The 25,828-nt window shown below is 68.6% G+C and carries 25 protein-coding genes; 14 read left to right on the top strand and 11 right to left on the bottom strand.

The genetic code is table 11. From position 1 onward, the window contains the following. Positions 1–334 precede the first annotated feature (334 nt). From J4E04_RS00845 to rpsF, 5 genes are all read right to left on the bottom strand, one after another. Complete coding sequence (locus J4E04_RS00845; protein ID WP_490149697.1) at positions 335–2,608, bottom strand: SulP family inorganic anion transporter; 2,274 nt, start codon at positions 2,606–2,608, stop codon at positions 335–337. A gap of 338 nt (positions 2,609–2,946) precedes the next feature. Beyond that, the gene (gene rplI, locus J4E04_RS00840; protein WP_027506022.1) at positions 2,947–3,399 is read right to left on the bottom strand and encodes a 50S ribosomal protein L9; all 453 of its coding nucleotides are present in this window, start codon (positions 3,397–3,399) and stop codon (positions 2,947–2,949) included. Between the two features lie 14 nt (positions 3,400–3,413). Then, positions 3,414–3,656: a 30S ribosomal protein S18 gene (gene rpsR / locus J4E04_RS00835; protein WP_027506021.1), complete on the bottom strand. Its 243-nt coding sequence runs from the start codon at positions 3,654–3,656 to the stop codon at positions 3,414–3,416. A 47-nt stretch (positions 3,657–3,703) separates the two neighbouring features. Beyond that, a complete protein-coding gene (locus tag J4E04_RS00830) occupies positions 3,704–4,255 on the bottom strand; it encodes a single-stranded DNA-binding protein (RefSeq protein ID WP_027506020.1) in 552 nt (183 codons plus the stop codon). A 79-nt stretch (positions 4,256–4,334) separates the two neighbouring features. After that, positions 4,335–4,622 (bottom strand): 30S ribosomal protein S6, encoded by a 288-nt coding sequence (rpsF, locus tag J4E04_RS00825; protein WP_027506019.1) that lies wholly within the window; start codon positions 4,620–4,622, stop codon positions 4,335–4,337. Positions 4,623–4,793: 171 nt separating this feature from the next. Here rpsF and J4E04_RS00820 point away from each other — a divergent pair, with 171 nt between their 5' ends. The 3 genes from J4E04_RS00820 to J4E04_RS00810 all read left to right on the top strand — a co-directional run bounded on the left by J4E04_RS00820 (position 4,794) and on the right by J4E04_RS00810 (position 7,260). Further along, a complete protein-coding gene (locus tag J4E04_RS00820; RefSeq protein WP_490149696.1) occupies positions 4,794–6,203 on the top strand; it encodes a hypothetical protein in 1,410 nt (469 codons plus the stop codon). Then, complete coding sequence (locus J4E04_RS00815) at positions 6,200–6,781, top strand: GNAT family N-acetyltransferase (protein ID WP_490149695.1); 582 nt, start codon at positions 6,200–6,202, stop codon at positions 6,779–6,781. The genes J4E04_RS00820 and J4E04_RS00815 overlap by 4 nt, the downstream gene beginning before the upstream one ends. Before the next feature lie 167 nt (positions 6,782–6,948). After that, the gene (locus J4E04_RS00810) at positions 6,949–7,260 is read left to right on the top strand and encodes a helix-turn-helix transcriptional regulator (protein ID WP_081821310.1); all 312 of its coding nucleotides are present in this window, start codon (positions 6,949–6,951) and stop codon (positions 7,258–7,260) included. Positions 7,261–7,270: 10 nt separating this feature from the next. Here J4E04_RS00810 and J4E04_RS00805 read toward each other — a convergent pair whose 3' ends face one another. After that, complete coding sequence (locus J4E04_RS00805) at positions 7,271–8,386, bottom strand: DUF475 domain-containing protein (protein WP_027506016.1); 1,116 nt, start codon at positions 8,384–8,386, stop codon at positions 7,271–7,273. Between the two features lie 171 nt (positions 8,387–8,557). Next, positions 8,558–9,133, bottom strand: a complete 576-nt coding sequence (locus J4E04_RS00800) for a TerD family protein (RefSeq protein WP_027506015.1) — start codon at positions 9,131–9,133, stop codon at positions 8,558–8,560. 77 nt (positions 9,134–9,210) lie between these two features. Here J4E04_RS00800 and J4E04_RS00795 point away from each other — a divergent pair, with 77 nt between their 5' ends. From J4E04_RS00795 to J4E04_RS00765, 7 genes are read left to right on the top strand one after another with little or no spacing between them, the layout of a single operon-like run. Beyond that, complete coding sequence (locus J4E04_RS00795) at positions 9,211–10,503, top strand: hypothetical protein (protein ID WP_490149694.1); 1,293 nt, start codon at positions 9,211–9,213, stop codon at positions 10,501–10,503. Between the two features lie 16 nt (positions 10,504–10,519). Beyond that, positions 10,520–11,704: an HpcH/HpaI aldolase/citrate lyase family protein gene (locus J4E04_RS00790; RefSeq protein ID WP_056440932.1), complete on the top strand. Its 1,185-nt coding sequence runs from the start codon at positions 10,520–10,522 to the stop codon at positions 11,702–11,704. Beyond that, positions 11,701–12,975, top strand: coding sequence for a phosphoribosyltransferase family protein (locus tag J4E04_RS00785; RefSeq protein WP_490149693.1), 1,275 nt, complete (start codon positions 11,701–11,703; stop codon positions 12,973–12,975). The genes J4E04_RS00790 and J4E04_RS00785 overlap by 4 nt, the downstream gene beginning before the upstream one ends. Beyond that, positions 12,972–14,081 carry a cysteine protease StiP family protein gene (locus J4E04_RS00780; protein ID WP_490149692.1) on the top strand — a complete coding sequence of 370 codons (1,110 nt, stop codon included), beginning with the start codon at positions 12,972–12,974 and terminating at the stop codon, positions 14,079–14,081. Before J4E04_RS00785 ends, J4E04_RS00780 begins: the two co-directional genes overlap by 4 nt. A 44-nt stretch (positions 14,082–14,125) precedes the next feature. Beyond that, positions 14,126–14,953, top strand: a complete 828-nt coding sequence (locus J4E04_RS00775; RefSeq protein ID WP_490150597.1) for an HAD family hydrolase — start codon at positions 14,126–14,128, stop codon at positions 14,951–14,953. Positions 14,954–14,991: 38 nt separating this feature from the next. Next, positions 14,992–16,218: a TerD family protein gene (locus J4E04_RS00770; protein WP_490149691.1), complete on the top strand. Its 1,227-nt coding sequence runs from the start codon at positions 14,992–14,994 to the stop codon at positions 16,216–16,218. 22 nt (positions 16,219–16,240) lie between these two features. After that, a complete protein-coding gene (locus tag J4E04_RS00765) occupies positions 16,241–16,708 on the top strand; it encodes a universal stress protein (protein WP_490149690.1) in 468 nt (155 codons plus the stop codon). On the opposite strand, the gene J4E04_RS00760 is transcribed toward J4E04_RS00765, so the two are convergent. The 3 genes from J4E04_RS00760 to J4E04_RS00750 all read right to left on the bottom strand — a co-directional run bounded on the left by J4E04_RS00760 (position 16,671) and on the right by J4E04_RS00750 (position 21,569). Next, a complete protein-coding gene (locus J4E04_RS00760) occupies positions 16,671–18,188 on the bottom strand; it encodes a glycosyltransferase family 87 protein (protein ID WP_222638091.1) in 1,518 nt (505 codons plus the stop codon). The two genes, J4E04_RS00765 and J4E04_RS00760, sit on opposite strands and share 38 nt — an antisense overlap. Before the next feature lie 215 nt (positions 18,189–18,403). Then, on the bottom strand, positions 18,404–20,494 hold the full coding sequence (locus J4E04_RS00755; protein WP_081821327.1) for a transglycosylase domain-containing protein: 2,091 nt from the start codon (positions 20,492–20,494) through the stop codon (positions 18,404–18,406). Positions 20,495–21,149: 655 nt separating this feature from the next. Beyond that, complete coding sequence (locus J4E04_RS00750) at positions 21,150–21,569, bottom strand: DUF5318 domain-containing protein (RefSeq protein ID WP_056695695.1); 420 nt, start codon at positions 21,567–21,569, stop codon at positions 21,150–21,152. A gap of 138 nt (positions 21,570–21,707) precedes the next feature. On the opposite strand from J4E04_RS00750, the gene J4E04_RS00745 reads away from it, so the two are divergent. From J4E04_RS00745 to J4E04_RS00730, 4 genes are all read left to right on the top strand, one after another. Continuing rightward, positions 21,708–22,505, top strand: a complete 798-nt coding sequence (locus tag J4E04_RS00745; protein ID WP_490149689.1) for a DUF1707 SHOCT-like domain-containing protein — start codon at positions 21,708–21,710, stop codon at positions 22,503–22,505. A gap of 9 nt (positions 22,506–22,514) precedes the next feature. Further along, on the top strand, positions 22,515–23,354 hold the full coding sequence (locus tag J4E04_RS00740) for a DUF1707 SHOCT-like domain-containing protein (protein ID WP_490149688.1): 840 nt from the start codon (positions 22,515–22,517) through the stop codon (positions 23,352–23,354). A gap of 127 nt (positions 23,355–23,481) precedes the next feature. After that, positions 23,482–24,120 (top strand): PadR family transcriptional regulator, encoded by a 639-nt coding sequence (locus J4E04_RS00735; RefSeq protein WP_027506004.1) that lies wholly within the window; start codon positions 23,482–23,484, stop codon positions 24,118–24,120. Then, positions 24,113–25,204: an inositol-3-phosphate synthase gene (locus J4E04_RS00730; RefSeq protein WP_027506003.1), complete on the top strand. Its 1,092-nt coding sequence runs from the start codon at positions 24,113–24,115 to the stop codon at positions 25,202–25,204. The genes J4E04_RS00735 and J4E04_RS00730 overlap by 8 nt, the downstream gene beginning before the upstream one ends. Before the next feature lie 67 nt (positions 25,205–25,271). Here J4E04_RS00730 and J4E04_RS00725 read toward each other — a convergent pair whose 3' ends face one another. Further along, positions 25,272–25,814, bottom strand: a complete 543-nt coding sequence (locus J4E04_RS00725; protein WP_056440918.1) for a hypothetical protein — start codon at positions 25,812–25,814, stop codon at positions 25,272–25,274. Positions 25,815–25,828 lie beyond the last annotated feature (14 nt).

Below are 25,828 nucleotides of genomic sequence, written 5' to 3'. Positions count from 1 at the left end.
AATCTGTGGACGGGGTGTGGACAACGCAGGCGAGTCGTGTTGACCACCTGTGCAGAACCTGTGCAGCAACAAGATCACACAGCCCATCAGTGCACGTCAGGGCGATTTCTCAATTTTTCTCTCTGTGGATGAATCCGCACTCGGCGTGTCCTGCCGACTTGACATGTCGGGCGTGTCAGGTCTCCGTGGCTGGAGTTATCAACATGACCTGGGTCACATGTCGGTATCCGCCGGTGAAACCGCCGAGTGATTCTGATCCGGTCCGGATAACAGCCGCCGGACACGCGACGGGGCGCCGCAATGCAATGCATCGCGGCGCCCCGTGGAGCCCTGGTCAGTTCTGCGCAGGCTCCTGATCGAGCTCGGTGACCGAGGCCGCGTCGACGAGCACGACCCGCGCCGTGGGAATGTCGAAGAAGAGTCCGACCACCTTGAGCCTCCCCTCGGCGACCGCCTTGCCCACCACGGCGTGACGCGACAGGGTCTGCAGTTGTACTGCCACGTTCACCATGGCGAGCTGGTCGATCTCGGAGAACCCCAGCTCCGCGGCATCCCGCGCGACGGGGTGGCCACTCCGGAACGCACTGAGGCTCGCCCGGCCGTGCGAGAGCCACTCACCCACCACCCCGTCGGCGTCGTGGGCGTCCGCGAGCAGCCCCCGCATGGCTCCACAGCCGGAGTGGCCGCAGACCACGACGGAACTGATGGCGAGCGTGTTCACGCCGTACTCCAGAGCGGCCTCGAGCGACGTGTCCGGATCACCGACCGGGATCAGATTGCCCATGTTGCGGACGGTGAAGAGGTCTCCGGGTCCGGCGCTGGTGATCGTGTTCGGCAGCACGCGCGAGTCGACACAACTCAGGAAGAACGTGTCCGGGTCCTGGAACTCGCTCAGCTTCTCGAGGTGCGGGCGCATGGACGACGCGCTGCGACGATGGTATTCCTCGACACCGGCCAAGACCGGCCGGAGCGCCGCCGGGGTGACGGCATCGGCGGTGAACGGCCCGGAGTGGCTGTCGACGGTCTGCCACTGCGACCACGGCATGAACGTGCGCGCGGACAGCATGTGGGGCATGCGTCTCGGTGGCCCGGCCGTGGCCGACGCCATGTCCACGGCTCCGACCTCGTCGACGACGACGGTGCCGCCCGTCGCCTCGTACTGCTTCGTCCACTCGTGCAGCGCGTCGTACACCGCGTGGTCGAGGAAGTCGACGGTCAGCTCGATCGTCACGGGCCGGCCGGCAGGAACGGACTGCAGCACCCGCGTGAGGCGAGGAAGCGACAGGAAGCTGAGCGATCCCTCCACCACGACGCGCCAGGAGTCCTCGGTGAGCTGCTCGGCACGCACCCGTGCCCACAGCACGCGGCGCAACACCAGCAGGACGGAGATGGCGAGCCCGATCAGCACACCCTCGAGCAGATTGAGGGTGACGACACCGACGACCGTCGCCGCATACACCACCACGTCGCCGGTCTTCGTCGCCGAGCGGATGTCCGCGAGCTTGACCAGCTGCACACCGATCATGACGAGCAGACCTGCCAGTGCGGCGTAGGGGACCAGCTCGACCACACCGATGAACAGGACCGAGAAGATGAGAACCCAGACACCGTGCAGCACAGCCGAAGCGGGGGATCGGGCGCCGGATCGGACGTTGGTGGCGCTGCGCACGATGACGCCGGTGACGGGCAGTCCGCCGGCGACACCGGACACCATGTTGGCGGCGCCCTGACCCATGAGTTCGCGATCGAAGTTGGTGCGTCTGCCCGAGTGCATCTTGTCGATGGCGACGGCGGAGAGCAGACTCTCGACGCTCGCGATCAACGCGATGGTCAGCACACCGGTCGCGAACGCTGCCCACTGCCCTTCCGGGAATGCGGGCAACTCCACGGCCTCGATCAGGTTGCCGGGCAGATCGATTCGTTCGACGTTCATCGAGAAGGCCAGTGAGAGGCCGGTTCCCGCGACCACGGCCACCAGCGGGCCGGGGACCTTACCGAGTGGGCCGGTGATGCGCGGCCACAGCAGCATCAGCGCGACGACCACGCCGCCGATGGCGACCGGCGCCGCCTCGGCGTTCAGGATCGACGAAGGCAGGGACGTGATGTTGGCGACGGCGGAACTCCGGCTCTCTCCACCGAGCAGCACGTGGATCTGCTGCAGCGCGATGGTGACACCGATACCGGCCAGCATCGCGTGCACCACCACCGGCGAGATGGCGAGCGCCTGGCGGGCGATACGGCTCAGACCGAGCGCCACCTGCAGCACACCGGCGAACACCGTGATGAGACACGTGATGCGCCAACCGAACTGGTTCACCAACTCGGCCACCACCACGGTCAGGCCGGCGGCCGGCCCGCTCACCTGCAGCGGGGACCCACCCAGCGCACCGGCGAGGATGCCGCCGATGACGGCCGCGATGAGGCCCGCCATGACGGGAGCGCCGGAGGCCACCGCGATTCCGATGGAGAGCGGTACCGCCACCAGGAACACCACCAGAGACGCGGGCACGTCGTACCGGGCGACGCTCGCCAGCCGGTCGCGCGGTGTGGGGCTCGGGGCGGGTACGGGTAGTTCGGCGGGGGACGAGCGATCGAGTTGTGCAGTCACGGTGAAGCCTCCAGGCGGACACGGATGGTGTGGGTCTGTGCGGTTTCGTCGGTGCAGAACGCCCGGTCTCTCCTCGGGGCGCATCGTTGGTCAAGACATCTCGAAGAGTACGTAAAGGTTTCGGCGCACCCTCGGCGTCGGACGGTGCTCGGGCCGCGTCTGCTCCGAGGTTTGGGGACGGTGCCAGTGGACCCACCCGGAAACACTCACCGCGTACAGAATCACCACCTCGCCCACGCCGGAGGACGGCCGAGACAGGCAGGAAAAGAACGAACGCAAACGCAGAATGCCCCGGCCGAGAATCGGCCGGGGCATTCGGTACTGCGTGTCGGTGATGCTTACGAGGCGGTGACCTCGAGGTCGAACGACGCCGTCACATCGGGGTGCAGCGCCACGGTGATGCGGTGCGTTCCGGTGGACTTCACGTGCGACTTCGGCAGTTCGATGCTGCGCTTGTCGAGCACCGGGCCACCGGCGCTCTTGACGGCAGCGGCGACGTCGGCTGCGGTGACCGCACCGAAGAGCTTGCCCGAGCCGCCGGTTCGCACCGACAGCGTCACGGACGTCAGGCCCTCGATGGCCTGCTTGAGCTCGTTGGCATGGTCCAGCCCGCGCACGGCGCGAGCTTCCTGGGCACGACGGATGCCCTCGACCTGCTTCTGTGCTCCGCGGGTGGCCGCAATGGCCAGTCCACGGGGCAGCAGGAAGTTACGTCCGTAGCCGTCCTTGACCTCGACGGTGTCTCCGGGTGCGCCGAGGTTGTCGACATCAGCGGTGAGGATGAGCTTCATGGTTACCTTTCCCCTTATCGCGCAGTCGCGGCGTAGGGCAGCAGTGCTACCTCACGCGAGTTCTTGACTGCGATGGCGATGTCCCGCTGGTGCTGGACGCAGTTGCCGGTGACACGACGAGCGCGGATCTTGCCGCGGTCGCTGACGTACTTACGCAGCAACGTCGTGTCCTTGTAGTCGATGGACGTGTTCTTTTCCTTGCAGAAGGCACAGACCTTCTTCTTGATCACCTTGTCGCGCAACGGCGGTTTAGGCATGGACAATCTCCGAATCTTGATTCACTGCATGTGTGGTGCGTACCGGATCAGAACGGCGGTTCGTCGTCGCCGCCGCCACGGGAGCCACCGAACGATCCCGATGCCTGCGGGGCACTGCCCCACGGATCGTCACCGCCCGAGCTGCCACCGGACGAACGGCTCGACGAGCCACCCGATCCACCGGAGGAACCACCGAACCCGCCGCCGCTGTTGCCGCCGCCTCCGCCGCTGCCGCGACTGACCTTGTTGACCTTGGCCGTCGCGTACCGCAGGGAGGGACCGACCTCGTCGACCTCGAGTTCGACGACAGTGCGCTTCTCGCCTTCACGCGTCTCGTAGGAACGCTGCCGCAACCGACCCGTCACGACGACTCGCGCACCGCGGGTGAGCGACTCCGCGACGTTCTCCGCAGCCTCGCGCCAGATGTTGCAGCGCATGAAGAGTGCGTCGCCGTCCTTCCATTCGTTGGACTGACGATCGAACGTGCGGGGCGTGGACGCGACGGTGAAGTTCGCGACCGCTGCACCTGCGGGGGTGAATCGGAGTTCGGGATCGGCCGTCAGGTTCCCGACGACGGTGATGACGGTTTCGCCTGCCATGATTCCTCTTTCTCGTGCCTTGTCAGCGCATGATCTTCTCGGTTGCCGTCAGCCTAGGGCGAGACGGTGACACGAGGGATCACTTGCCGCGGCGCAGAACCTTGGTGCGCAGCACCGATTCGTTCAGTCCGAGCTGGCGATCGAGCTCCGACACCGTGGCGGGCTCCGCGTTGATGTCGATCACCGCGTAGATGCCTTCGGCGTGCTTCTCGATCTCGTAGGCGAGACGGCGCTTTCCCCACACGTCGACCTTGTCGACCTTGCCGCCGTCCTTGCGGATGACGTTCAGGAACGTATCCAGCGACGGGGCGACCGTGCGCTCGTCGAGATTGGGGTCGAGGATGACCATCAGTTCGTAATGACGCATAAGACCTCATCACCTCCTATGGACTGTGAAACGGTCACGGACGATCCGTGACAGGAGGGTCGTTGCGTCAGCAACCGGTCCAGGGTACCTGGACCGCGGCTCACCACGAAATCGGCGGATCGACGGTGCGGACAGCACGGCGCGAGGTCCGGGGCACCTACTCTTGTCCTCATGACCACCGGCCGCGCGACGATCTCCGGCCGCGCCGGGGTCGCCACGGCGGCCGCCGTCACCGCGATCTCGGTGATCACGATGGTGCTCGGCTACGTCAACAAGGCGCGGTGCGCGGGAGCACCCTTCGACGAGACCGGACGCAGTCTGGCGTTCGACCGCATCAAGGACTTGTCCGTCTGCTACTCCGACATCCAGTTCCTGTGGCTCGACCGCGGCATCGATCAGCACCTGTTCCCCTACCTGACCGGCGGTATCTCCGCCGACGGCACACTCACCGGCGGAACCGTCGAGTACCCGGTGCTCAGCGGACTTCTCATGTGGGTCGGCGGTCTGGCGAGCCACACCGACGCCCAGTTCCTCCTCTACTCGGCGCTCCTGCTCGCACCGTTCGGCGCGGTGACCGCCTGGATGCTCGGACGCCTCGGCGGCCGCGTCGCGCTGCTCTGGTCGGCCGGCCCCGCGCTGGTTCTCTACGCGTTCCACAACTGGGAACTCCCCGTGGTGGCGACGACCGTCGGCGCCGTGTACGTGATGTCCACCCGCATGCCGCTCCGACGTCGGGCGTATCTGGCGTCGGCACTCCTGGCGGTGGGCTTCTGCCTCAAGCTCTATCCGGGCGCCTTCGTTCTCCCGCTCGCGTCGTACGTCCTGGCCGGGGGCGTGGGCGGGGTGGAGTCCCCCGTGTCCGCACGCCGGTCGCCGCGCCGACTCGACGTGCGCGGGGCAGCCGGAGTGATCGCCGTCGCCGCTGCCGTGGTGGCCGCCGTCAACCTGCCCTTCGCGATCCTCGGCTACGACGGATGGCGGGCGTCGTTCGCCTTCCAGGGCATGCGGCAGGCCGACATCACGACCAACTCGATCTGGTACTGGGGACTGCGGATCCTCTACGACGTGCCGTCGGCGACGCCGGACATGAGCGCCGCCAACGACCAGGCGTACCAGAGCCTGGTCTCGGTGCTCTCGCCTTTGCTGGTGCTGTTGTCGTTCGCCGCCGCGCTGTGGTTCGGCTGGCGTCGACGTCTCGCGGAGGGCACCTACCCCTGGGTGCAGACCAGCGCGGTGATGCTCGTGGCGTTCCTTCTGTTCCACAAGGTGCACTCACCGCAGTACACGCTGTGGCTCGTCCCGTTCTTCGTCCTGTTGCACGTTCCCTGGCACGTGGTGACTGCCTACCTGATCACCGACGTCGTACTCGGTGTCGGCGTCTTCCGGTACTTCGCCGCGTTGTCGAGTGGCAGCGACGCGACCACCGAGGAGAACGTCGTGGTGTTCGGGGTGTGGGTGCGCGCCGTGCTGCTGGTCGTTCTCGTCGTCCTGTTCGCACGGTCCCGTCGCCGCACTCTCGACGCCCGTCCCACCCGGTCCCCGCGCCGCCGGACCGACGCCGAAGCGGAGGTACCCGTGTGAGCACGCCGTTCGATCCCGTCCCCCTGCTCGGCGAGCACGTGCACCTCGAGCCGCTGACGCCCGATCACGCGGGCGCGCTCGCGGCGGCCGCGGACGACCCCGCGATCTTCCGCTGGACCGGATCCGTCGTGTCCGACGACACGACCGCCCGCGCGTACATCGACACCGCCCTCGCGGACACGGCGCGGCGGGCGTTCCTGCAGCGGGACGCGCGTACCGGCGTCGCGGTCGGCACGACGTCCTACTATCAGATCGACGCCTCGAATCGGAGCGTCGCCATCGGATACACCTGGCTCTCGCGCTCGGCCCAGGGAACCAGGATCAACCCCGAGTCGAAGTTCCTTCTGCTCGAGCACGCCTTCGGCTCCGCCGGCGTGGTGCGGGTGGAGTGGCACACCGACGCACTGAACGAGCAGTCCCGTGCGGCGATCGGCAAGCTCGGCGCACACTTCGAGGGATTGCTGCGCAAGCATCGTCGCCGCGTCGACGGAACGTGGCGCACCACGGCGCTGTTCTCGATGACCGACGACGAATGGCCGGCGGCCCGGGACGTTCTGCGCAGCCGCATCGACAGCTGAGCCGTCCGTCGACCTGCGCCTTTTACAGAATGTGTGCAGTCGTCCGGCAGAGTTCGTGACGAGTCATCCTCCGGGGGACGGTGACAAAACCGACTGTTCGGTGAGAGACTGTTGAAGAAACCGGCAGTTCGACCGAAACCAGGGACACGAGAAACAAGGGCACACCAGTGACGACCACGACATGGCGCCGTCCGGATCAGGACGGCTCGGCCACCGTTCGCACCCATGGCCACACCGACAGCACCACCTACCAGCGCCCCAACCTCACGGTTCGTGAGATCGAGGTGCTCATCAGCTGGTTCCGCTGCGATTCCAAGCCGGCCGTCGCGGCCAGCATGTTCCTCTCGCTCGGAACGGTGAACACCCACCTGACGCGGATCCGTCAGAAGTACGCGGCCGTCGGCCGGCCCGCACCGACCAAGGCATCCCTGGTCGCGCGGGCCCTGCAGGACGGCCTGATCGACATCGACGAACTCTGAGGTCCGCCCGTCACTCCTGGATGTGCACCTTGGCGTCGTCGGCATGCCCCTCGGCCGCGAGGCGCCGGTTACGGCGCACGCTGGACAGGAACGACAGTCCGATGAGGACCACACCGACGAGTCCGGTGATGATCTCGTTGATGTGCACGCCGATCGAGACCAGCAGGATGATCGACAGTGCGCCGATGGCCCAGTGGGCGCCGTGCTCGAGGTACACGTAGTCGTCGAGCGTGCCCTTGCGCACCAGATAGACCGTGAGCGACCGCACGAACATCGCACCGATGAAGCCAAGGCCCAGGGCGATGATGATGGGGTCGGCGGTGATGGCGAACGCGCCGATGACGCCGTCGAAGCTGAAGGACGCGTCGAGGACCTCGAGGTAGAGGAACAGGAAGAAGCCGGCCTTGCCGGTGGCCTTCGCGAGGTCCGACGGCCCGCCGGAGGTCTCCTCCTCCTCGTCTTCACCGGGGACGTGGAACAGATTGCCGAGGCCGTTCACCGCGATGTAGGTGACCATGCCCAGCACGCCGGACACCATGACCGTGGAGATCTTGTCGTCCTCCGCCATGAACTCGGCCGCGAGAACCAGCAGGATGCCGGCGACGATCACGGACATCATGTCGAGCTTGCCGGCCTTGGCCAGCGGCTTCTCGATCCACGAGAGCCAGGTGTGCTCGCGCTCCTCGAAGATGAAGCCGAGGAACAGCATGAGCAGGAACATGCCACCGAACGCGGCGATCTGCGGATGCGCGTCGGTGATCAGCGTCTCGTACGACGGGCTGCCGTCGGGGAAGTAGGCGGCATCGTCCGCGGGCGGGTTGAGCGCGAGACGGAGCGCCGCCACGGGGCCCAGGCCGGACGCGGCCCAGACGATGACCAGCGGGAAGACCAGCCGCATACCGAAGACGGCGATGATGATGCCGATGGTGAGGAAGATCTTCTGCCAGAACTCGCTCATCCGGCGCAGGACCGTCGCGTTGATGACCGCGTTGTCGAAGGACAGCGACACCTCGAGGATGCCGAGGATCACGACGAGAGCGACGGCCTGCCAGCTCCCGTAGATGAAGGCCACCACGATGGCGAGCGCGGTGATCGCGAACGACCATCCGAAGATGCGTAGAACCACGGGTGGTGGCCTTTCTCTGGTGTCGATCCCTGCGGGCTCCGGCGACGGGGCGTCGTTGCCCCGACATGCAACGGAGAGTGTCGCAGCGCCGTCCGACGAGGACGACGCGCAACACTCTCCGGTACTCGGACCGAATGCCCCGTCGAGCGGGACATTACTCCTTCACAGGGGTCAGACGTTCACTCCGAAGTCGCGGGCGATGCCGGCCAGACCGGAGGCGTAGCCCTGTCCCACGGCGCGGAACTTCCACTCCGCACCGTTGCGGTAGAGCTCGCCGAACACCATGGCGGTCTCCGTCGAGGCGTCCTCGCTGAGGTCGTAGCGGGCGAGTTCGGTGCCGTTGGACTTGTCGACGACGCGGATGTAGGCGTTGCGGACCTGGCCGAACGACTGCGAGCGTGCGTCGGCCTCGTAGATGGACACCGGGAAGTTGATGGTGTCGATGTTCGGCGGCACGGCGGAGAGCTCGACGTTGATGACCTCGTCGTCGCCGTCGCCCTCACCGGTGGTGTTGTCACCGGTGTGCTCGATCGACCCGTCGGGGCTCTTCAGGTTGTTGAAGAACACGAAGTGCTGGTCGCTGACCACCTTCTTGTCCGTACCGAGCGCGATGGCGCTGGCATCGAGGTCGAAGTCGGTGCCGGTGGTCGTGCGGATGTCCCATCCGAGACCCACCGAGACGGCCGTGAGGTTCGGTGCGGCTTTCGTGAGGGAGACATTGCCACCCTTGGTCAGGCTGACGCCCATGGCTCGAGTCCTTTCGGTTGCGTGCTACCGGTCGCGTGCTGGAAAGTGCTGTCCACTCGCGTTCATACCCCCAACGTGTGGCATCGCACCAGCGTTCCCGCGAGCCGGTGCGACTCGAGATCGCCGGCGCGTCCGAGAACGGCGCCGCCAGTACCATCGGGCGGGTGACACACCGCTGGCCCGGGCGCCTGAGCCGCGGCCGGGCGCGCACCGAGGCGGTCGCCGCCATCCGGGCCGACACGGTCCGGACCTTCCTCGACATGGACAAGCGTCAGTCGATCGCATCCGCGGGGGTCGACGCGCTGGAACGACTGGGCAGGTCGGACGACAGTCTGCGAGCGCGCTGGCGGCCGGTGGAGGAGCAGTGCTTCGCAGCGGGTGCCTCGTATCTGGCGGCCACGGAGCGCCCCGAGTCCGACGCGAGCGAGGAGGCGTACGACGCCTTCGCCACCGCCATCGCCCACCTCTCCGCCGCCAGCGCCGCGGTCGACCAGTTCTACGAGGCGCACCGGGCACGGCTCGAGCACGCGACGCTCGAGTACGCCGCGGTCCCGCGCCTGGCGAACGACGCACGCACCGCGGCGACCTCGGTGCTGGCAACCGTCACCGGATCGGAACCGCACCACTACTATCGCTCCGTGCGTGACGCCGTCGCCGCGGTACACCGTGCACTGGACGGTCTCGCGGCGGCGGAATCCGGGGGCAGCGGCACCGCGGTCACCGGCCGCGCAGCGCAGGTGCGCTCCGCCGCGGACGATCTCCGCCAGGCACTCGCCGAGGCACCCGGCCGCGCCGGATCGGCGTCCACCGCCCTGGCATCGGTCCGCACTCGGCTCCAGGCGGTCGGCACCAAGGCCGAGTACATCGCGCCCGCCTACTCCGCCCTGCTGCGCGAGTTCGTGGCCGCCAGCTCGGACGATCTCTCCCGAGCTCGGGAGAACTGCGAGACCCACATGGTCGAGGCGGCCCGCGACATCGACGACGCGGCGACCGCACGCGACCGAGGCGATCCGGAGGAGGCACTCGACCGGATCACCGCCGCACGGCAGCATCTGGCCGACGCGGAGGCGGACATCGAGGCCGTCACCGGACGCCTGGCACGCCTGCGCGAGGTGCGGGACGACCCCGGGGCCGTGGATCGCCGCGTCCGGTTCCGGCTGCGCGACGCGCAGCTGCTGGCCGTCGACCGGGGACTGGTTGCCGAATGGGGCTCGGTGTTGGATGCTCAGCTCGCACGGATCGAGAGGGCCGCCGCGGCACTCGGAACGGGCCGACCCGACTACTGGGCGTACCTGCGCGAACTCGATTCCGTCGAGGACTTCATCTCCGGTGTGGTCGACCGCATCCGCGGCCGACAGAGTCGGACCTGATACGAAAGGGGTTGCAGTGCAGCACTTCTCTCACCTGGAACCCGCCACACTCGAGTACCTGTTCCACCGCCCGCCCGTCGCCGTGACCGCGGAGAGCGACCTCACGACGCGGGCGCTCGCCCTGGGCGCCACGCTCTACGTCCCGGCCACCAGGGCGAACCTGGTGGAGACGGTACGCAAGCGCGCGGCCGAGGGCTCCCGGTCCGTCGTGCTCGATCTCGAGGACGCCGTTGCCGACGCCGACCTCGAAGCGGCGCGCGGACACGTCGTCGCCGCGCTGGACGCACTCGCCGTCGATCCGCCCGAGGCCGCCGTCTTCGTCCGCGTCCGCACGGCGGAGGACATGCACCACGTCTGCGACCGTCTCACCACCGGCATCGACGTCCTGCACGGCTTCGTTCTTCCCAAGTTCCGGCCGGAGAGCGGCGAGAAGTTTCTCGAGGAGGTGGCCGCTCGGTCGGCCGCAGCGGGCAGACACCTGGTGGTCATGCCCGTGATGGAGTCCCGCGAGATGGTCTACCGGGAGACCCGTGACGACGAGTTGGCCGGTGCACGTGACGTGCTCGACCGATACCGCGACAGCGTCCTGGCGGTGCGAGTCGGTGCCACCGACATGAGCGGCGCCTTCGGGATCCGACGCGACCGCGACCTGACGATCTACGACGTGCGGGTGGTCGCGGACACCATCGGCGCCATCGTCAACCACCTCGGGCGCAGTGACGGAACGGGTTTCGTCGTCACCGGCCCGGTCTGGGAGTACTTCGCCGACCACGAGCGGCTGTTCCGCCCGATGCTGCGAGCCACGCCCTTCGCCGAGCACGACGCCGTCCGCTTCCGCCAGCAGCTGGTCAGCCGCGACATCGACGGTCTGCTCCGTGAGGTCGCGCTCGACCGTGCCAACGGGCTGCACGGCAAGACCGTCATCCACCCGTCCCACGTCGCCGCCGTGCACTCGCTGTCGGTGGTCACCCACGAGGAGTATCAGGATGCACAGGCCATCGCGTCGTCCTCCGGCGGAGGCGGCGTCCTCGCCTCCGGCTACGGCAACAAGATGAACGAACTCGGTCCGCACCGGCCGTGGGCCGAGCAGACGCTGCGCCGCGCCGCCGTCTTCGGCGTCACCGCCGAGGGTGTGTCGTTCGTCGACGTGATGCAGGCACTGGCCAGGCGTCCCGCGTCCACGACCGGCACTGCACGATGAGCCGCGCGATGGGCCGTCGACTGCCCTGGGCGACAGCGGAACTGGGGCTCGTCCTCGAGCACGGCACCTCGTCGGTGGGCCGGCGGGTGGGCGACCTGGTGCAGCCGGGGCTGCGGCGCAACCCACGCCGGGCACACCTGCTGGTGTCGACCGTTCTGGGCAAACACATCCCGCAGGACCCGGCCGAGGTGATCCGAGCAGGTGAGCTCCTGGGCTCCCTGTGCGCCGACGTGCTCGCCGGGCACGACGACGGCGTGGTGGTACTCGGATTCGCCGAGACCGCGACGGGACTCGGTCACTGCGTGGCGACGCGCCTCGGCGCACGGTCCTACATCCACTCGACCCGTCGACCCGTCGAGGGATTCGCCGTGCACGGTGAGTTCGAGGAGGGCCACTCGCACGCGACGGATCATCGCCTCCTACCCACCGATCCGGAGCGCGACCTGCCCTCTTACCTCCCGATGGTCCTGGTCGACGACGAGATCTCCACGGGAACGACGGCCCTCGGTGCCATTCGCGCGGTGCACGCACTCGCGCCGCGGGCGCGCTACGTGATCGCCTCGCTCGTCGACATGCGCTCGGCGGATCAGCGCCGCGAGACCGACCGCGTCGCTGCGGAACTCGGGGTGGTCATCGACTCGGTGTCGCTCGCGACGGGCACCGTGCATCTGCCCGACGACATCATCGCCGTCGTGGAAGCGCTACCCGCTGCGTCTGCACCGGTGGATGCTCCCCACCGAGGGACCGTCACCAGGGTCGACGTGCCCTGGCCGGCCGGAGTGCCCGACGGCGGTCGCCACGGTTTCCGGGCCGAGGACGTCGCCGCCTTCGACGCCGCGGTCGAGGAGTCGGCCGATCTGCTGCGACTGCGCCTCGGCTCGGGCACCACCGTCGTGATCGGACACGAGGAACTGATGTACCTCCCGCTCCGCATCGCCCGCGCACTGTCGGACCGCGGAACGCCGACACTGTTCCAGACCACCACCCGCTCACCCGCTCATGTGCTCGACGAGCCGGGTTACCCGCTGCGGCGCGGCTTCTCGTTCGTCGCACCGGAACCCGCGGCCGGTGGCCGACGTCATCTCTACAATGCTCGGGTACCGGACGAGGCGGCGCCGAGCCCCATTCTTCTCGTCGTGGATCCGCCCGCGGACACCGAGGCGTTGACGGGTCCGGACGGTCTCGTGGACGCCCTCACCCGCACCGGTATCGACGTCACCGTCGCCGTGGTGGCGGCGGATCCGCACTCGCTGCGGACGGGGTCTCGATGACGGCACCGCTGCACGGTCCGGCGTTCGGGTCCTACGCGGCGGACGAGGTGTCCTGGCTCCTGAAGGATCTCTCGCACGTCTCGCTGGAGGCGGACACCGCGTCGCGGGAGCAGCAGATCCAGTCGGGCGCAGCGCACTACGCCGAGAGCCTGCCCGTCGAGTATCAACCCGACGCCGCCTACCGCGACCTGTTCGCCACCGTCCTGGAGGAGAGCGCGACGCGCCTCGCCACCGCGGTCGGCGTCGTCACCGATCTGGTGATCGCCGAGCGCGGTGAGAACCTGGTGCTCGCCTCTCTCGCCCGCGCCGGCACCCCCATCGGCATCCTGATGCGCCGCTGGGCGCGGGACGTGCGCGGTCTGACGTGGCCGCACTACGCCGTGTCCATCGTGCGCGACCGCGGAATCGACTCGGCCGCACTGGATAATCTCGCCCGTCACCACGACCCGGCCGACGTCGTCTTCGTGGACGGGTGGACCGGCAAGGGCGCCATCACTCGGGAATTGACCGCCGCCCTCGACGCGGTGCACCGGGCGGGAGGCCCCCGCTTCGACGACCGGCTCGCGGTACTGGCGGACCCCGGGCACTGTGTGACCACCTACGGCACCCGCGACGACTTCCTCATCGCGTCGGCATGCCTCAACTCGACGGTGTCGGGCCTGATCTCCCGCACCGTGCTCAACGACACGCTCATCGGGCCCGGTGAGTTCCACGGCGCCAAGTTCTACGCCGACCTCGCCGCGGTGGACGTGTCGAACCTGTTGCTGGACAGCGTGTCCGCCAGATTCGACGACGTCGCGGACGCCGTGGTAGAGGGACTGTCGACGGTGCGGTCCGCCGACCGGACTCCGACGTGGAGTGGCTGGGCCTCGGTCGAGCGCGTACGGGAGGAGTACGGCATCAGCACGGTCAACTTCGTCAAACCCGGAGTGGGAGAGACCACCCGCGTGCTGCTCCGCCGGGTCCCGTGGCGCGTTCTCGTGCGCGACGCGCAGGCGCCGGAGCACCGCCACATCCGGATGCTCGCCGAGTCGAGGGGCGTGCCCGTGGACGTCGTTCCCGATCTCGCCTACTCCTGCATGGGTCTCGTCCGGGACGTCTCGTGACCGAGGCGAGGACCGCACTGGTCGCGACCGATCTCGACCGCACGATGATCTACAGCGCCGCCGCCTTGGCGGAGGGTCGCACGGACGGACACGACGACGACGTGCGCTGCGTCGAGTACTACGAGGGTGCGCCGCTGTCGTACATGACCGCACGCGCCGCGGACCTGCTCACCAGCCTCGCGTCCGAGGTGGTGGTGGTGCCGACCACGACGCGCACCGTCGAGCAGTTCCGACGCATCGCCCTGCCGGGAGCACCCTGGCGGCACGCGATCACGACCAACGGGGCCACCATCCTCGTCGACGGGGAGCCGGATCTCGACTGGCGCCGCGCCGTCGAGGACGCCGTCGCCGGGTCCGCGGTGCCGCTCGCGGAGGTGACCGCGGAGATGACACGGCGGGGCGACGACTCGTGGGTGCTCACGCAGCGGACGGCGGACGATCTGTTCTGCTACCTCGTCGTGAACGTGGAGACGATGCCCGAGGATTTCGTCGACGAGTTCGCACACTGGTGCACCGAGCGCGGCTGGGGCGTGTCCCGGCAGGGCCGCAAGGTCTATGCGATGCCCGACGCGGTGTGCAAGTCGCATGCCGTCGCCGAGGTGCGCCGACGGTGCGTGAACGCGGGAACTCTGGAGGCCGACGCCCCGGTGCTCGCCGCCGGGGACGGCGCCCTCGACGCGGAGATGCTTCGTGCCGCGACCGCCGCCATCCGTCCGCGGCACGGTGAACTGGAACTGCTGCAGTGGGACGCCCCCGGGCTGGTGGTCACCGAACGGTCCGGCGGTGCTGCGAGCGAGGAGATCCTGCACTGGTTCCGGGCAACGGCCGGCACGTCGGGCTCCGCCGCTGCCCCGCCGACACACGTACGCTGAATTCGGACGTACCCGACCACCCCGGAAGAGGACGAGACGTGGCTGCACAGCCGTTGACCAAGGGACAGAATGCTCCTCTGTCCACCGCCACCGTTCGCATCGGTCTCGAGCTGACCGCACCGGCGGACATCTCCGCCCTGCTCGTCACCGACAGCGGCAAGGTTCGCTCCGACGCCGACTTCGTCTTCTTCAACCAGCCCTCCGGCCCCGGTGTGCAGCTGGTTCCGGGCCAGGGTGGGCCGCAGGAAGTCGCCGTGACCCTCGCCGCGGTCCCGGCCGACATCACGCAGATCCGAGTCGTCGTCACGCTCGACGACTCGTCGAGCAGCTTCGGACGCGTCTCCGCGCCCACCGCCCACGTGATCGACGGCGGCACCGGTGCGACGCTCTACTCGTACACCGTGGACGGCCTCACGACGGAGTCCATCGTCATCGCGCTCGAGCTGTACCGGCGCGGCGACGGCTGGAAGGTCCGTGCCGTGGGCCAGGGTTACGCGGGCGGGTTCGCCGCTCTCGTCGGTGACCACGGGGTCTCGGTGGACGACGCTCCCGCAGCGGCGCCTGCGCCTGCGCCTGCTGCACCCACACCTCCGCCTGCCGCTCCCACACCTCCGCCGGCCCCCACGCCGCCGCCCGCGGCACCTTCTGCGCCCGCGGCCCCCGCCGAGGTGAGCCTGACGAAGGCTCGGCCCGTCAGCCTCACCAAGGGTCAGAAGGTGACGCTGAAGAAGGACGGTGGCGTCGCACTGACCACCATCCGCATGGGCCTCGGTTGGGACCCCATCAAGAAGGCCGGCTTCTTCGGAGGCGGGCGCAGCGCGGACGTCGATCTCGACGCCTCGGCGCTGATGTTCTCCGGCGACAAGCACGCCGACGTCGTCTACTTCGGCCAGCTGCGGTCGAAGGACGGGTCGATCGTCCACCAGGGCGACAACCTCACCGGCGAGGGCGAGGGCGACGACGAGGTGATCACGGTGGACCTGACGCGGGTGCCCGTCCATGTGAGCTCGATCGTCTTCATCGTGACCTCGTACCGCGGGCAGACGTTCGAGCAGGTGGCGAACGCCTTCACCCGCCTGGTCGACAACACGATCAACACCGAGCTGGCACGCTTCACGCTGCAGGGCGGCATGCCGTTCACCGGGCTGGTCATGGCCAAGGTGTACCGAGCCGGGAGCGAGTGGAAGCTGCAGGCGATCGGCGACGGCATCAACGCCAAGCACGCGGGCGAAGCGTTGCCGCAGCTCCGTCCGTACCTCTCCTGACGAGGAGTCGTAGGCTCGGGTCGTGACCTCGTCGAACGATCCCTCCGTCTTCGAGTACGGAGTGGACGGCCCCAAGCTGATCGTCGTGGGCCTCGACGGCTCCGACTCCTCCTGGCGGGCGGCCGCGTACGCCGCCGGACTGGCGCGCCGGCAGCACTCCAAGCTCGTGCTGGTCTACGTGCAGACGCTGGCGGCCGGCGCCTTCGCGCAGGCGAGCGGCGTGGTCTACGACTCGGGGAGCCAGGTGGCGGACCAGCTGCTCACCGAGATCCGCGACCACGTGGTGCGTTTCGGCGAGCACCAGCACGTGAACTGGGAGTTCCGGACGTTCCGCGGCGACCCGGCGATGGGACTCGCCGCCGTCGGCGACGAACTGCGTGCCGACGCGATCGTCGTGGGCACGTCCGAGTCTGCCGGGCACCGCATCTTCGGCTCCGTCGCCGTCCGACTGGTCAAGCTGGGTCGGTGGCCGGTGACCGCGGTGCCCTAGGCGGTGGCGCCGCATCCGCGATCGGAACCTCGACGGGCCGCGGACGCACCATCGCCGGCACCCACGACGGGTACGCGTCGGGTGCTCCGTCGAGCACACCACCGGCCGGATCGTCGTCGCCGCTGCGACGCACCAGATCGTCCACCGGCCGGTAGATCTGCCGCACCACCAGGACACACAATCCGACGACGGCGAGATCGCGCACCAGGACGGTCGCCGTGAAGTACTGCTCGGGCAGACCCTTGTCGGCCACGCCCAGGTAGTACATCATCCGCGGAACCCAGACGAGTGCGTCGATGGTCATCCACGCCAACAGGATTCGCCGGTGCGGCAGAGCCAGGACCGCGAGCGGCACCAGCCACAAGGAGTACTGCGGACTCCACACCTTGTTCGTCAGCAGGAAACCGGCGACAACGAGGAAACACAGCTGCATCAGGCGAGGACGCCGCGGAGCCGTCAGCGCCACCCAGCCGATGGCGAGGCACACGACCACGAAGAGCAGCGCCGTCACGAGATTGAGGATCACCGGCTTCTCGCCGGGACCGAGCGGGCCGTCGAATCCGGCCCAGCCGGTGAACGACCGGGCCACGTTGTAGAGCGAGTCCGGATCGGCGCCGCGGTCGGAGTTCAGTCGGAAGAACTCCGACCAGCCGCGCGGAAACAGCAGTGCGATGGGCAGATTGACCAGAACCCACGCCGAGAGCGCCGCCGCCGTGGTCCGCGACCAGTCCCTGATGTTCCCCGTGCGGATGCACAGCACGAGGAGCGGACCGAGCAGGAACAGCGGGTAGAGCTTCGTCGCGCCCCCGATGCCGAGCAGGACACCGGCCAGCACCGGCCTGCGTCGCGCCCACGCCAGCAACCCACCGGAGGCGAATGCCGTTGCGAGGGCGTCGAAGTTGGTGAAGACGTGCACGATCACCAGAGGGGAACACGCGGCCAGCGCGGCGTCCCACACCCGACGTCCCGCCAACATCGTGGTCGCCCAGATCGTCACGAGCCAGGCGAGGGCGGAGCCGAACGCCACCACGTTGAAATACAGCGCGACCGTGAGCGCCTGCGGCAACCACGGGACTGCAGACCACGCGTGGGCCACCTGCATCGACACGTACTGGTACAGCCCCGCCACCACCGGATACTCCATGTACCGGGTGATCGTGGAACCGTCGGAACCCGTTTCCTCCCACGACTTCTTGTACGGGAACGCGCCCTGATCGAGTCGCTCCGCTCCGTAGAGGGGGACCACGTCGGAGTAACACATCGCGACGTACTGACGGCTCCCGCTCCAGTCGAGTCCCAGCTCGCCGCCGGGGCTGTTCGGGGCCTGCTGGATGCACGCGGCCTTCCCGAACCAGCCCAGCGCGAGAAACACGACCGTGAACGCGAAGATCACGCGCAGTGGCGTGATGTGGCGCTGCCGCCCCACCAACGCGTGCTTGCCCACGGGGCCGCCCACCACCGTCGACAACTCCGCGACCATGGGGTCGGTCAGACTCGGCCGATCGCGCCGACGAGCGGAGCGTCGATCCGTCGCCAACTCACCCGGACTCGCCAACAACTCGTCGGACGAGTCGTCCCGACCGGCCTCCGGCCCGCCCGTCGAAACTCGACCGGCCTCCGGCCTGCCCGTCGAATCTCGACCGGCCTCCGGCCTGCCCGTCGAATCTCGACCGGCCTCCGGCCTGCCCGTCACCCCTAGCCGCCGGGCGGCGTGGCCGGCTCCGGAGCCGCCCCGTCGTCGGGCGGGGTGACGGCGGAAGGTTCCGCCGGCGCCGGGGCCAGACCGGGAACCGGAATGGTGATGCCCGGCAGGATCTCGACCTGCGACGGGACGACGACCGGCGGAGCGACGGGCTCCGGCGTCGTGGGCTCCGGCGCTGCGGAAGAGGACGTGGGCGGCGCCGCGGTCCGTGTCGGCGCGGGTGCAGAGTACTGCGGCACACCGGCCTGGCCGGCGATCGCACCCGGTGCGGGGAACGACTCGACGGGCGAGCCCTCGAGGGACGCGTCGAGCGTGTCCTTCCAGATGTCCGACGGAAGTCCGGAGCCGTAGATGGGTCCCCCGTAGCTGTTCTCCAGCGGGAGGCCCTGCTCGGTACCGACCCAGACGGCCGTCGCCAGAGACGGCGTGTACCCGACCATCCAGGCGTCCTTGTTCTCGCCGGTGTCACCGAGCTGCGCGGTGCCGGTCTTGGCGGCGGAGGCGCGTCCCTCGGCCAGGTTGTGGCCGTTCGAGTAGCCCGCGATGGGACGCATGGCCGCCGTGACGTTGTCCGCGACGGCGGGGTCGACCCGCTGCTCGCCGGGGTCCGCTCCGCGATCGAGCAACACGGTGCCGTCGGCCGTCACGACCTTCTGCACGAAGTGCGGTGCGTGGTAGGTACCCGATGCGGCGAGCGTCGCGTACGCGCTGGCCATGTCGATGACACGGGACTGGTACTGCCCGAGCACGATGCCGTTGTTGGGGCCGGCGCCGTTCGGCTCGGTCAGGGTCTCGCCGATGCCCTCGACCTCGGTCGGGATACCGAGGCGGTGCGCCATGTCGGCCACTGCCTGCGGGCCGCCGTCGAGGCTGAGCTGCAACCGGTAGAAGCTCGTGTTGAGCGACCGCTTGAGAGCCTCGGCAATGGTGCAGGTGCCGCAGGACTCGCCCTCGACGTTGCCGATGGAGATGCCGTTGACCGTCAGCGGCGAGCTGTCGTACATCTGCGACAGCGGGATGCCCTGATCCAGAGCCGCCGCCAGGCCGAAGACCTTGAACGACGAACCGGTCTGCAGGCCGGACTGCGCGAAGTCGAAGCCGCGGCCGTCGACACCGCCGTAGTACGAGCGCACCGCACCGGTGCGGGGGTCGATCGACACCGACGCCGTGCGCAGCTCGGACGGTTCACCCTCCATGTTGGAGTTCACGGCGTCGATGGCGGCCTGCTGATCCTGCGGATCGATCGTCGTGGTGATCTGCAGTCCGGCGGTGTTCAGGTCCTGCTCACTGATGCCCGACGCGGTGAGCTCCTTGAGCACCTGGTTCTTGATCAGTCCGTTCGGGCCGGCGTCGGCGGCGTCGCCGCTATCCACCGAGGCGAGCGGTCGCCACTGCGGGTACTGCATCGCCTGACGCTGGGTCTGATCGAGCGCACCCATCGTGACCATGCCGTCGAGGACGTAGTTCCAGCGGCTCTGCGCACCCGTCGGGTTGTTCTCCGGATCGAGTCCGGAGGGCTGCTGGATGGTGGCCGCGAGCACGGCACCCTCCTCGACGCTCAACTGCTCGACGGGCTTGTCGAAGTACGCCTTCGACGCCGCCGCGATGCCGTACGCGCCGCGGCCGAAGTAGATGGTGTTGAGGTACGCGGCGAGGATGTCGTCCTTGGTCCACTGACGCGCCATCTTCGAGGAGATGACCAGCTCGCGCATCTTGCGGGTGAGCGTCCGCTCGGACCCCACGAGCGCGTTCTTCACGTACTGCTGCGTGATGGTGGATCCACCACCGGCGCTGTCGCGCCCGAGCACGTTGTCGCGAGCGGCGCGTGCGAAGCCGGTGACCGAGAATCCGGGGTTGGAGTAGAAGTCACGATCCTCGGCCGACAACACCGCATTGCGGACGTGCTCGGGGATCTGTCCGATCTCGACGTCGGTGCGGTTGCCCTCGGGAGGGACCACCGTGCCGAGGACGGACGTTCCGTCGGACGCGAGGACGGTGGCGACCTGGTTGGTCTTGATGTCACCGGGGCGCGGAACGTCCTCGACGACGTACGCGACCATGAACACCAGGACCGGAACGACCATGCCCAGCGCGATCAAGCCGTACAGCGTGCGCCGCAGGACCTTCCACTTCGACTTCTTCTTCGTCTTCGTGGCAGTACCTCCTGATGGCGGTTCGGTGGGTCCTCCACCGAACCGGTCCCGGTCACCGTCGGCGTCGCCACGCGAGTGGGACGTCACGGGCCGGGAGGGTGGAACGTCGGTCGCCCGTGGATCGTCCGAGTACGGGCGCGGCTGCGAGAACGCCTGCGACCGCGGCGGGGGCGCGGTCGGGGGAATCTGGGTGGTGTCCGGTCCACGATCGTCGTAGGACGGCGGACCGTAGGCCGGGCGCCGCGGGTGATCGGCCGGCGGCCAGCTCGGCGGGGGACCACCGGGGCCGTCCCGGCGAGGCGCACGCGGTGGGGGTGGGCCCGACGGCCGCTGCTGGGGATCGCGGACCGGCTCGTGGCTCGGGCGCCCGTGACGCGGTGGTTCCCCGGGCCCGTCGGGTCGACCGTGGCGGCCGGACGGACGCCCGCGATCGTCACCGGAACTGTCGTAGGGGGAACTCACTCACGTACTCCACTGTCAGGACGCACGTGTGACCAGGTGGCGACGGTCACGTGTGCGTCGGGCTCGTTCGACTCGGTTGCGCGGGGGACCACCGACGGACGGTACCGCCGACGACCTGCGTCCGTCACTCACTGGCCGTGCGTCGGCGGGAGGCGGAGCGTGTGCGGGGGCTCTTGGGCGCCGGAACGGCACCCAGGACGTACGACTGCACGAGGTGGTTCCAACTGCAGGTTCGGCAGACCTCGACGACGTGCACGGAGAACTCCTCCTGCGTGCCGGCGAGGCGGGTGAGCTCGTCCGCGGTCCGGGCCGAGCCGTTCATCGTCCCGAGCTTCTCTCCGAACACCCAGGAGACCAGCGTGAGCTGCTCCTTCCGGCAGATGGGGCACGCCACGGTGGACGGCCGACCGTGGAACTTGGCCGCTCGGAGGAGGTAGGGATCGGCGTCGCAGACCTGGGCCATCGCCGTTCGTCCGGAGTAGACCTCGGCGAGCAGCGACTTGCGCTGCAACGCGTAGTCCACCACCTGCCGCTGTGATCTCACGGTGACCAGAGTACGTGCGCCGTCGAGGTGGGGTGGTGCTCGACCCCGTCCCGTGCGCGGGAGCGGAGCCGTGGAGCCGGAGCACTTGAGGGACCCGGTCCACGGGCCTACCATCTGGCGATGCCGACGGTCCGATCTGTGGGTGTCAGAGCGCGTGACCAGGACAGAGTGCACGCGTGCGCCGCGCTGGACCGTGCGCTCGCGGACGGCCAGATCGACGCCGAGGAGCACGCCACCCGTATCGCCCTCGCCACCGATGCACGTGCGCTCGAGGACCTCCACGATCTGATCGGCGATCTGCAGGGCGAGTCCGATTTGGCTCCGATGGCGTCGCCCGGGACGGCAGCCGCGGGGCTCTCCCGTCGGGGTCGGCCGAGCGTGCTGAGCGCGGTGATCCGGTGGGCCGTTCTCCTGGTCGTCGCCGCACTCCTGTTCCTCGGTGTCCGCGCCTGTGCGTCCGACGACAGCGCGACCGGCACCTACGGCTCGGCCGGCTACCTCGAACCGCGCGCGATGGACGACATCGTGGCGTCGACGGGCATCCTGCTGGGAACCACCGTCGTCGACGAGCTGATGTTCTACTCCGAGTACGCGCTGCTGAGGGCGCCGAGTCCCGACAATCCGGGCCGGGAGAGGCGTTATCAGTACCGCGACGGCGAATGGAGACAGTCGGACGACGCGGACAGGGACCGGAAGACGGCGACCGTCGACCTCGCCGACCTGGGCCCCGGCGTGCTCGGCGGGTTGGTTCTGGGCGCCGGTGCGAGCCTGAACATCGCCGAGATCGACTCGCTGTACCTGTTCGTCCGGAACACCGGCGCCGGCCCCGCGATCAGCCTGCACGCGAGCAACGAGGCCGTGAACGCGGACGGATACCTCGAGGCGTCCCTGTCGGGCGACTTCCTCAGCGTCACCCCGTTCGATCCGACCGAGTAGGAGACGACGATGGCGACCGGACAGGATCGACGACTGCGCGCCCGTGACATCGATCGCGCCGTGGTCGCGACCGCTCTCGACACCGCGTACGCGGACGGGCAGCTGACGTTCGACGAGCACCGGTCACGGGTGGCGGCGGCGAGAACGGCGACGACACTGGGCGATCTCCACGCGTTGGCCGCCGATCTGCAGGCGGCCGTACCGCTGCCCGAGGCGATACGGCCCGCACCCGGACCGTCCCGGCGCCCGGTGATCGTGGGTCTGCTCGTCGTGGTCCTCGTCCTCGGAGTCGCCGTCGTGCTGGCGGTCCGCGGATCCGATGCGCCGTCGTCGCCGAGCGTCGCGGCTCCGTCGTCGTCCGTCGGCCCGATAGCGACGGCCGCGGGCACCGTGACGCCGATCGTCGCGCGACCCTTCGTGTTCGACACCCCGGAGGGCCTGGCCGACTTCCGCGACCGGTGGATCACACGATTCGGCGACCCCGAGGTCACCGAGTTGGTGCTGTACCCGTCGGACGATCGCGCCTCCCTGACCCGCCTCGCCGAGAGCGACCGCGTGCGCGACGTGTCGGTCCGCGGCGGCTTCGCGGAGTCCGCCGCCACGAGCCCGAGGGAGACGGACGAGCTGCCCTTCGACCTCACCGCGCTCGACGTCGCGGCACTGGCGGGCCTGATGGCGGGGTCCGCGTCGTTCGTCGAGGTACCGGACGCGTCGGTCACCCACGTGATCGTGCGCAACGAGGGAGTGCCGGAGGTACTGGTCTACGCCGCGGATGCGGACGGCCGCGGTGGATACCTGCAGGCCACCCTGGCCGGTGAGGTCACGCGGGTCAGCCCCCACCATCCCTGACGGGGCCCGTGTTCATGTTCTCGACAGTTACATGTACCCCCATATATCGGTCCGATACATGTGGCGGTTATAGTGAGCGAGCGTCATCTCGACGCGGACTCGGGTCGGAACAGGAAGGGGACCGCACATGCTCGAACTGGCGATCCTCGGCCTGCTCCTGGAGACACCCATGCACGGTTACGAGCTTCGTAAGCGACTCACCGGCCTTCTCGGTGCCTTCCGGGCCTTCTCGTACGGTTCGCTCTACCCCACCTTGCGTCGTATGCAGGCGGACGGGCTCATCGTCGAGAACCCCGGAGTACAGGGCGCCGTCAAGCGTCGGGCACGTCGTGTCTACGAACTCACGCCGGCCGGCCGAGCTCGGTTCACCGAGCTGGTCGCGGACACGGGTCCGCAGAACTACACAGATGATGGATTCGGCGTACACCTGGCCTTTTTCGGGCGCACCCCCGCTGAGGCGCGGATGCGGATACTCGAAGGTCGGCGTCGCCAGGTCGAGGAGCGCCGTGAGGGGCTCCGCGACGCCATCGGCCGAGCAAGTGGGTCGTTGGACAGGTACACGCGCGGATTGCATCAGCTCGGCCTCGAGTCGAGCGAGCGCGAAGTGCGGTGGCTCAACGAATTGATCGCTGCCGAGGCAATGGCGATCACTTCGGAGAGTCCACCGCCCGCACCCACGACCGACACCTCGGCCGTGGCACACCCGGAGAGCACGTCGGCTCCGGCCACCCGATACGGAAAAGAAGGAGAACCCGACCATGAGTGACAACAGCACTGCGGTGCGCGTGGCCATTGTGGGCGTGGGTAACTGCGCGTCGTCCCTGGTTCAGGGCGTGCAGTACTACAAGGACGCCGACGAGAACACCACCGTTCCCGGCCTCATGCACGTGAAGTTCGGCAAGTACCACGTCCGCGACGTCGAGTTCGTCGCCGCGTTCGACGTGGACGCCAAGAAGGTCGGCTTCGATCTGTCCGAAGCCATCTTCAACAGCGAGAACAACACCATCAAGATCGCCGACGTGCCCCCGAGCGACGTCAGCGTCCAGCGCGGCCCGACACTCGACGGCATCGGCAAGTACTACTCGGAGACCATCGAGATCTCCGACGCGGAGCCGGTCGACGTGGCGCAGGCACTGCGTGACGCGAAGGTCGACGTGCTCGTCTCCTACCTGCCCGTCGGATCCGAAGAAGCCGACAAGTTCTACGCGCAGGCCTGCATCGACGCGAAGGTCGCGTTCGTCAACGCGCTGCCCGTCTTCATCGCGTCCGATCCGGTCTGGGCCAAGAAGTTCACCGACGCCGGTGTGCCCATCGTCGGCGACGACATCAAGAGCCAGGTCGGTGCCACCATCACCCACCGCGTCATGGCCAAGCTGTTCGAGGATCGCGGCGTCCAGCTCGATCGCACGATGCAGCTGAACGTCGGCGGCAACATGGACTTCCTCAACATGCTCGAGCGCACGCGCCTCGAGTCGAAGAAGATCTCGAAGACGCAGGCCGTCACGTCCAACCTGCAGCGTGAGTTCAATGCGAAGGACGTGCACATCGGCCCGTCCGATCACGTCGGCTGGCTCGACGACCGCAAGTGGGCCTACGTCCGCCTCGAGGGTCGCGCGTTCGGTGACGTCCCGCTGAACCTCGAGTACAAGCTCGAGGTCTGGGACTCCCCGAACTCCGCCGGCGTCATCATCGACGCCGTGCGTGCAGCGAAGATCGCTCAGGACCGCGGAATCGGCGGACCTGTCGTGCCCGCGTCCGCGTACCTGATGAAGAGCCCGCCGAAGCAGCTCGCCGACGACATCGCTCGTCAGCAGCTCGAGGCGTTCATCATCGGCTCCGACGAGCAGTAGCCACTCGCGAACGTCCCGACGGGGTCGTCACGGTCGATCACTCGGCCGCGGCGACCCCGTCGGCGTCTCACCGGTCGAGCGGGCCGTCGGGGACGCCGAGCAGGTACGACGTGGTGCCGCGGACACCGTCGGACACGAACACCTGGAACGTCTGATCGCAGGTCTCGGTACCGAAGCGGACGACGGCGAGTCGATGGTGCGCACCCGTCACGCGCGGCCCCCGCGGAGGAGACGATTCCGTGAGCGGTCGGCGACGTGCGGACGCCGCCGCGTCGTGCTCGTACGTCACGACGGTGCCCTCGGTGGTGACCACGCCGACGGCCGTGATCGGTTCCGTCGCACTCGTGGACAACACCGGCGTGATCACGATCTCCCCCACCTCGTGGTCGCCGTCGGTGACGACGATGGTGAAACGATCGGAGCCGAAGGACGACGGGTCGTCCTCCCACCGGTCCACGGACGCCGTACGCGAGTAGGTGAACATCCCGTCGGACGCGACGTCCGCGGTACCGCAGGACGGGCCGGAACCCAGTCGGTGGCTCCGCTGTGGGCACAGGGGCGAGGCGACGGACCCCGCCAGCAGGCAGGCCGTGACGGAGGTTCGAGGCATGGGTCGCTCCTGAG

The sequence above is a fragment of the Rhodococcus sp. NFXS4 genome, assembly GCF_058139645.1.
The sequence above is the reverse complement of the archived record's forward strand: the minus strand, read 5'-3'. Positions and strand labels throughout refer to the sequence as shown.

Excerpts from the sequence above, each read along its gene's own strand:
- rplI (WP_027506022.1), bottom strand. The coding sequence starts at position 3,399 with ATGAAGCTCATCCTCACCGCTGATGTCGACAACCTCGGCGCACCCGGA.
- rpsR (WP_027506021.1), bottom strand. The coding sequence starts at position 3,656 with ATGCCTAAACCGCCGTTGCGCGACAAGGTGATCAAGAAGAAGGTCTGT.
- J4E04_RS00830 (WP_027506020.1), bottom strand. The coding sequence starts at position 4,255 with ATGGCAGGCGAAACCGTCATCACCGTCGTCGGGAACCTGACGGCCGAT.
- rpsF (WP_027506019.1), bottom strand. The coding sequence starts at position 4,622 with ATGCGTCATTACGAACTGATGGTCATCCTCGACCCCAATCTCGACGAG.
- J4E04_RS00820 (WP_490149696.1), top strand. The coding sequence starts at position 4,794 with ATGACCACCGGCCGCGCGACGATCTCCGGCCGCGCCGGGGTCGCCACG.
- J4E04_RS00800 (WP_027506015.1), bottom strand. The coding sequence starts at position 9,133 with ATGGGCGTCAGCCTGACCAAGGGTGGCAATGTCTCCCTCACGAAAGCC.
- J4E04_RS00785 (WP_490149693.1), top strand. The coding sequence starts at position 11,701 with ATGAGCCGCGCGATGGGCCGTCGACTGCCCTGGGCGACAGCGGAACTG.
- J4E04_RS00780 (WP_490149692.1), top strand. The coding sequence starts at position 12,972 with ATGACGGCACCGCTGCACGGTCCGGCGTTCGGGTCCTACGCGGCGGAC.
- J4E04_RS00775 (WP_490150597.1), top strand. The coding sequence starts at position 14,126 with ATGATCTACAGCGCCGCCGCCTTGGCGGAGGGTCGCACGGACGGACAC.
- J4E04_RS00760 (WP_222638091.1), bottom strand. The coding sequence starts at position 18,188 with ATGGTCGCGGAGTTGTCGACGGTGGTGGGCGGCCCCGTGGGCAAGCAC.
- J4E04_RS00755 (WP_081821327.1), bottom strand. The coding sequence starts at position 20,494 with ATGGTCGTTCCGGTCCTGGTGTTCATGGTCGCGTACGTCGTCGAGGAC.
- J4E04_RS00740 (WP_490149688.1), top strand. The coding sequence starts at position 22,515 with ATGGCGACCGGACAGGATCGACGACTGCGCGCCCGTGACATCGATCGC.
- J4E04_RS00735 (WP_027506004.1), top strand. The coding sequence starts at position 23,482 with ATGCTCGAACTGGCGATCCTCGGCCTGCTCCTGGAGACACCCATGCAC.
- J4E04_RS00730 (WP_027506003.1), top strand. The coding sequence starts at position 24,113 with ATGAGTGACAACAGCACTGCGGTGCGCGTGGCCATTGTGGGCGTGGGT.
- J4E04_RS00725 (WP_056440918.1), bottom strand. The coding sequence starts at position 25,814 with ATGCCTCGAACCTCCGTCACGGCCTGCCTGCTGGCGGGGTCCGTCGCC.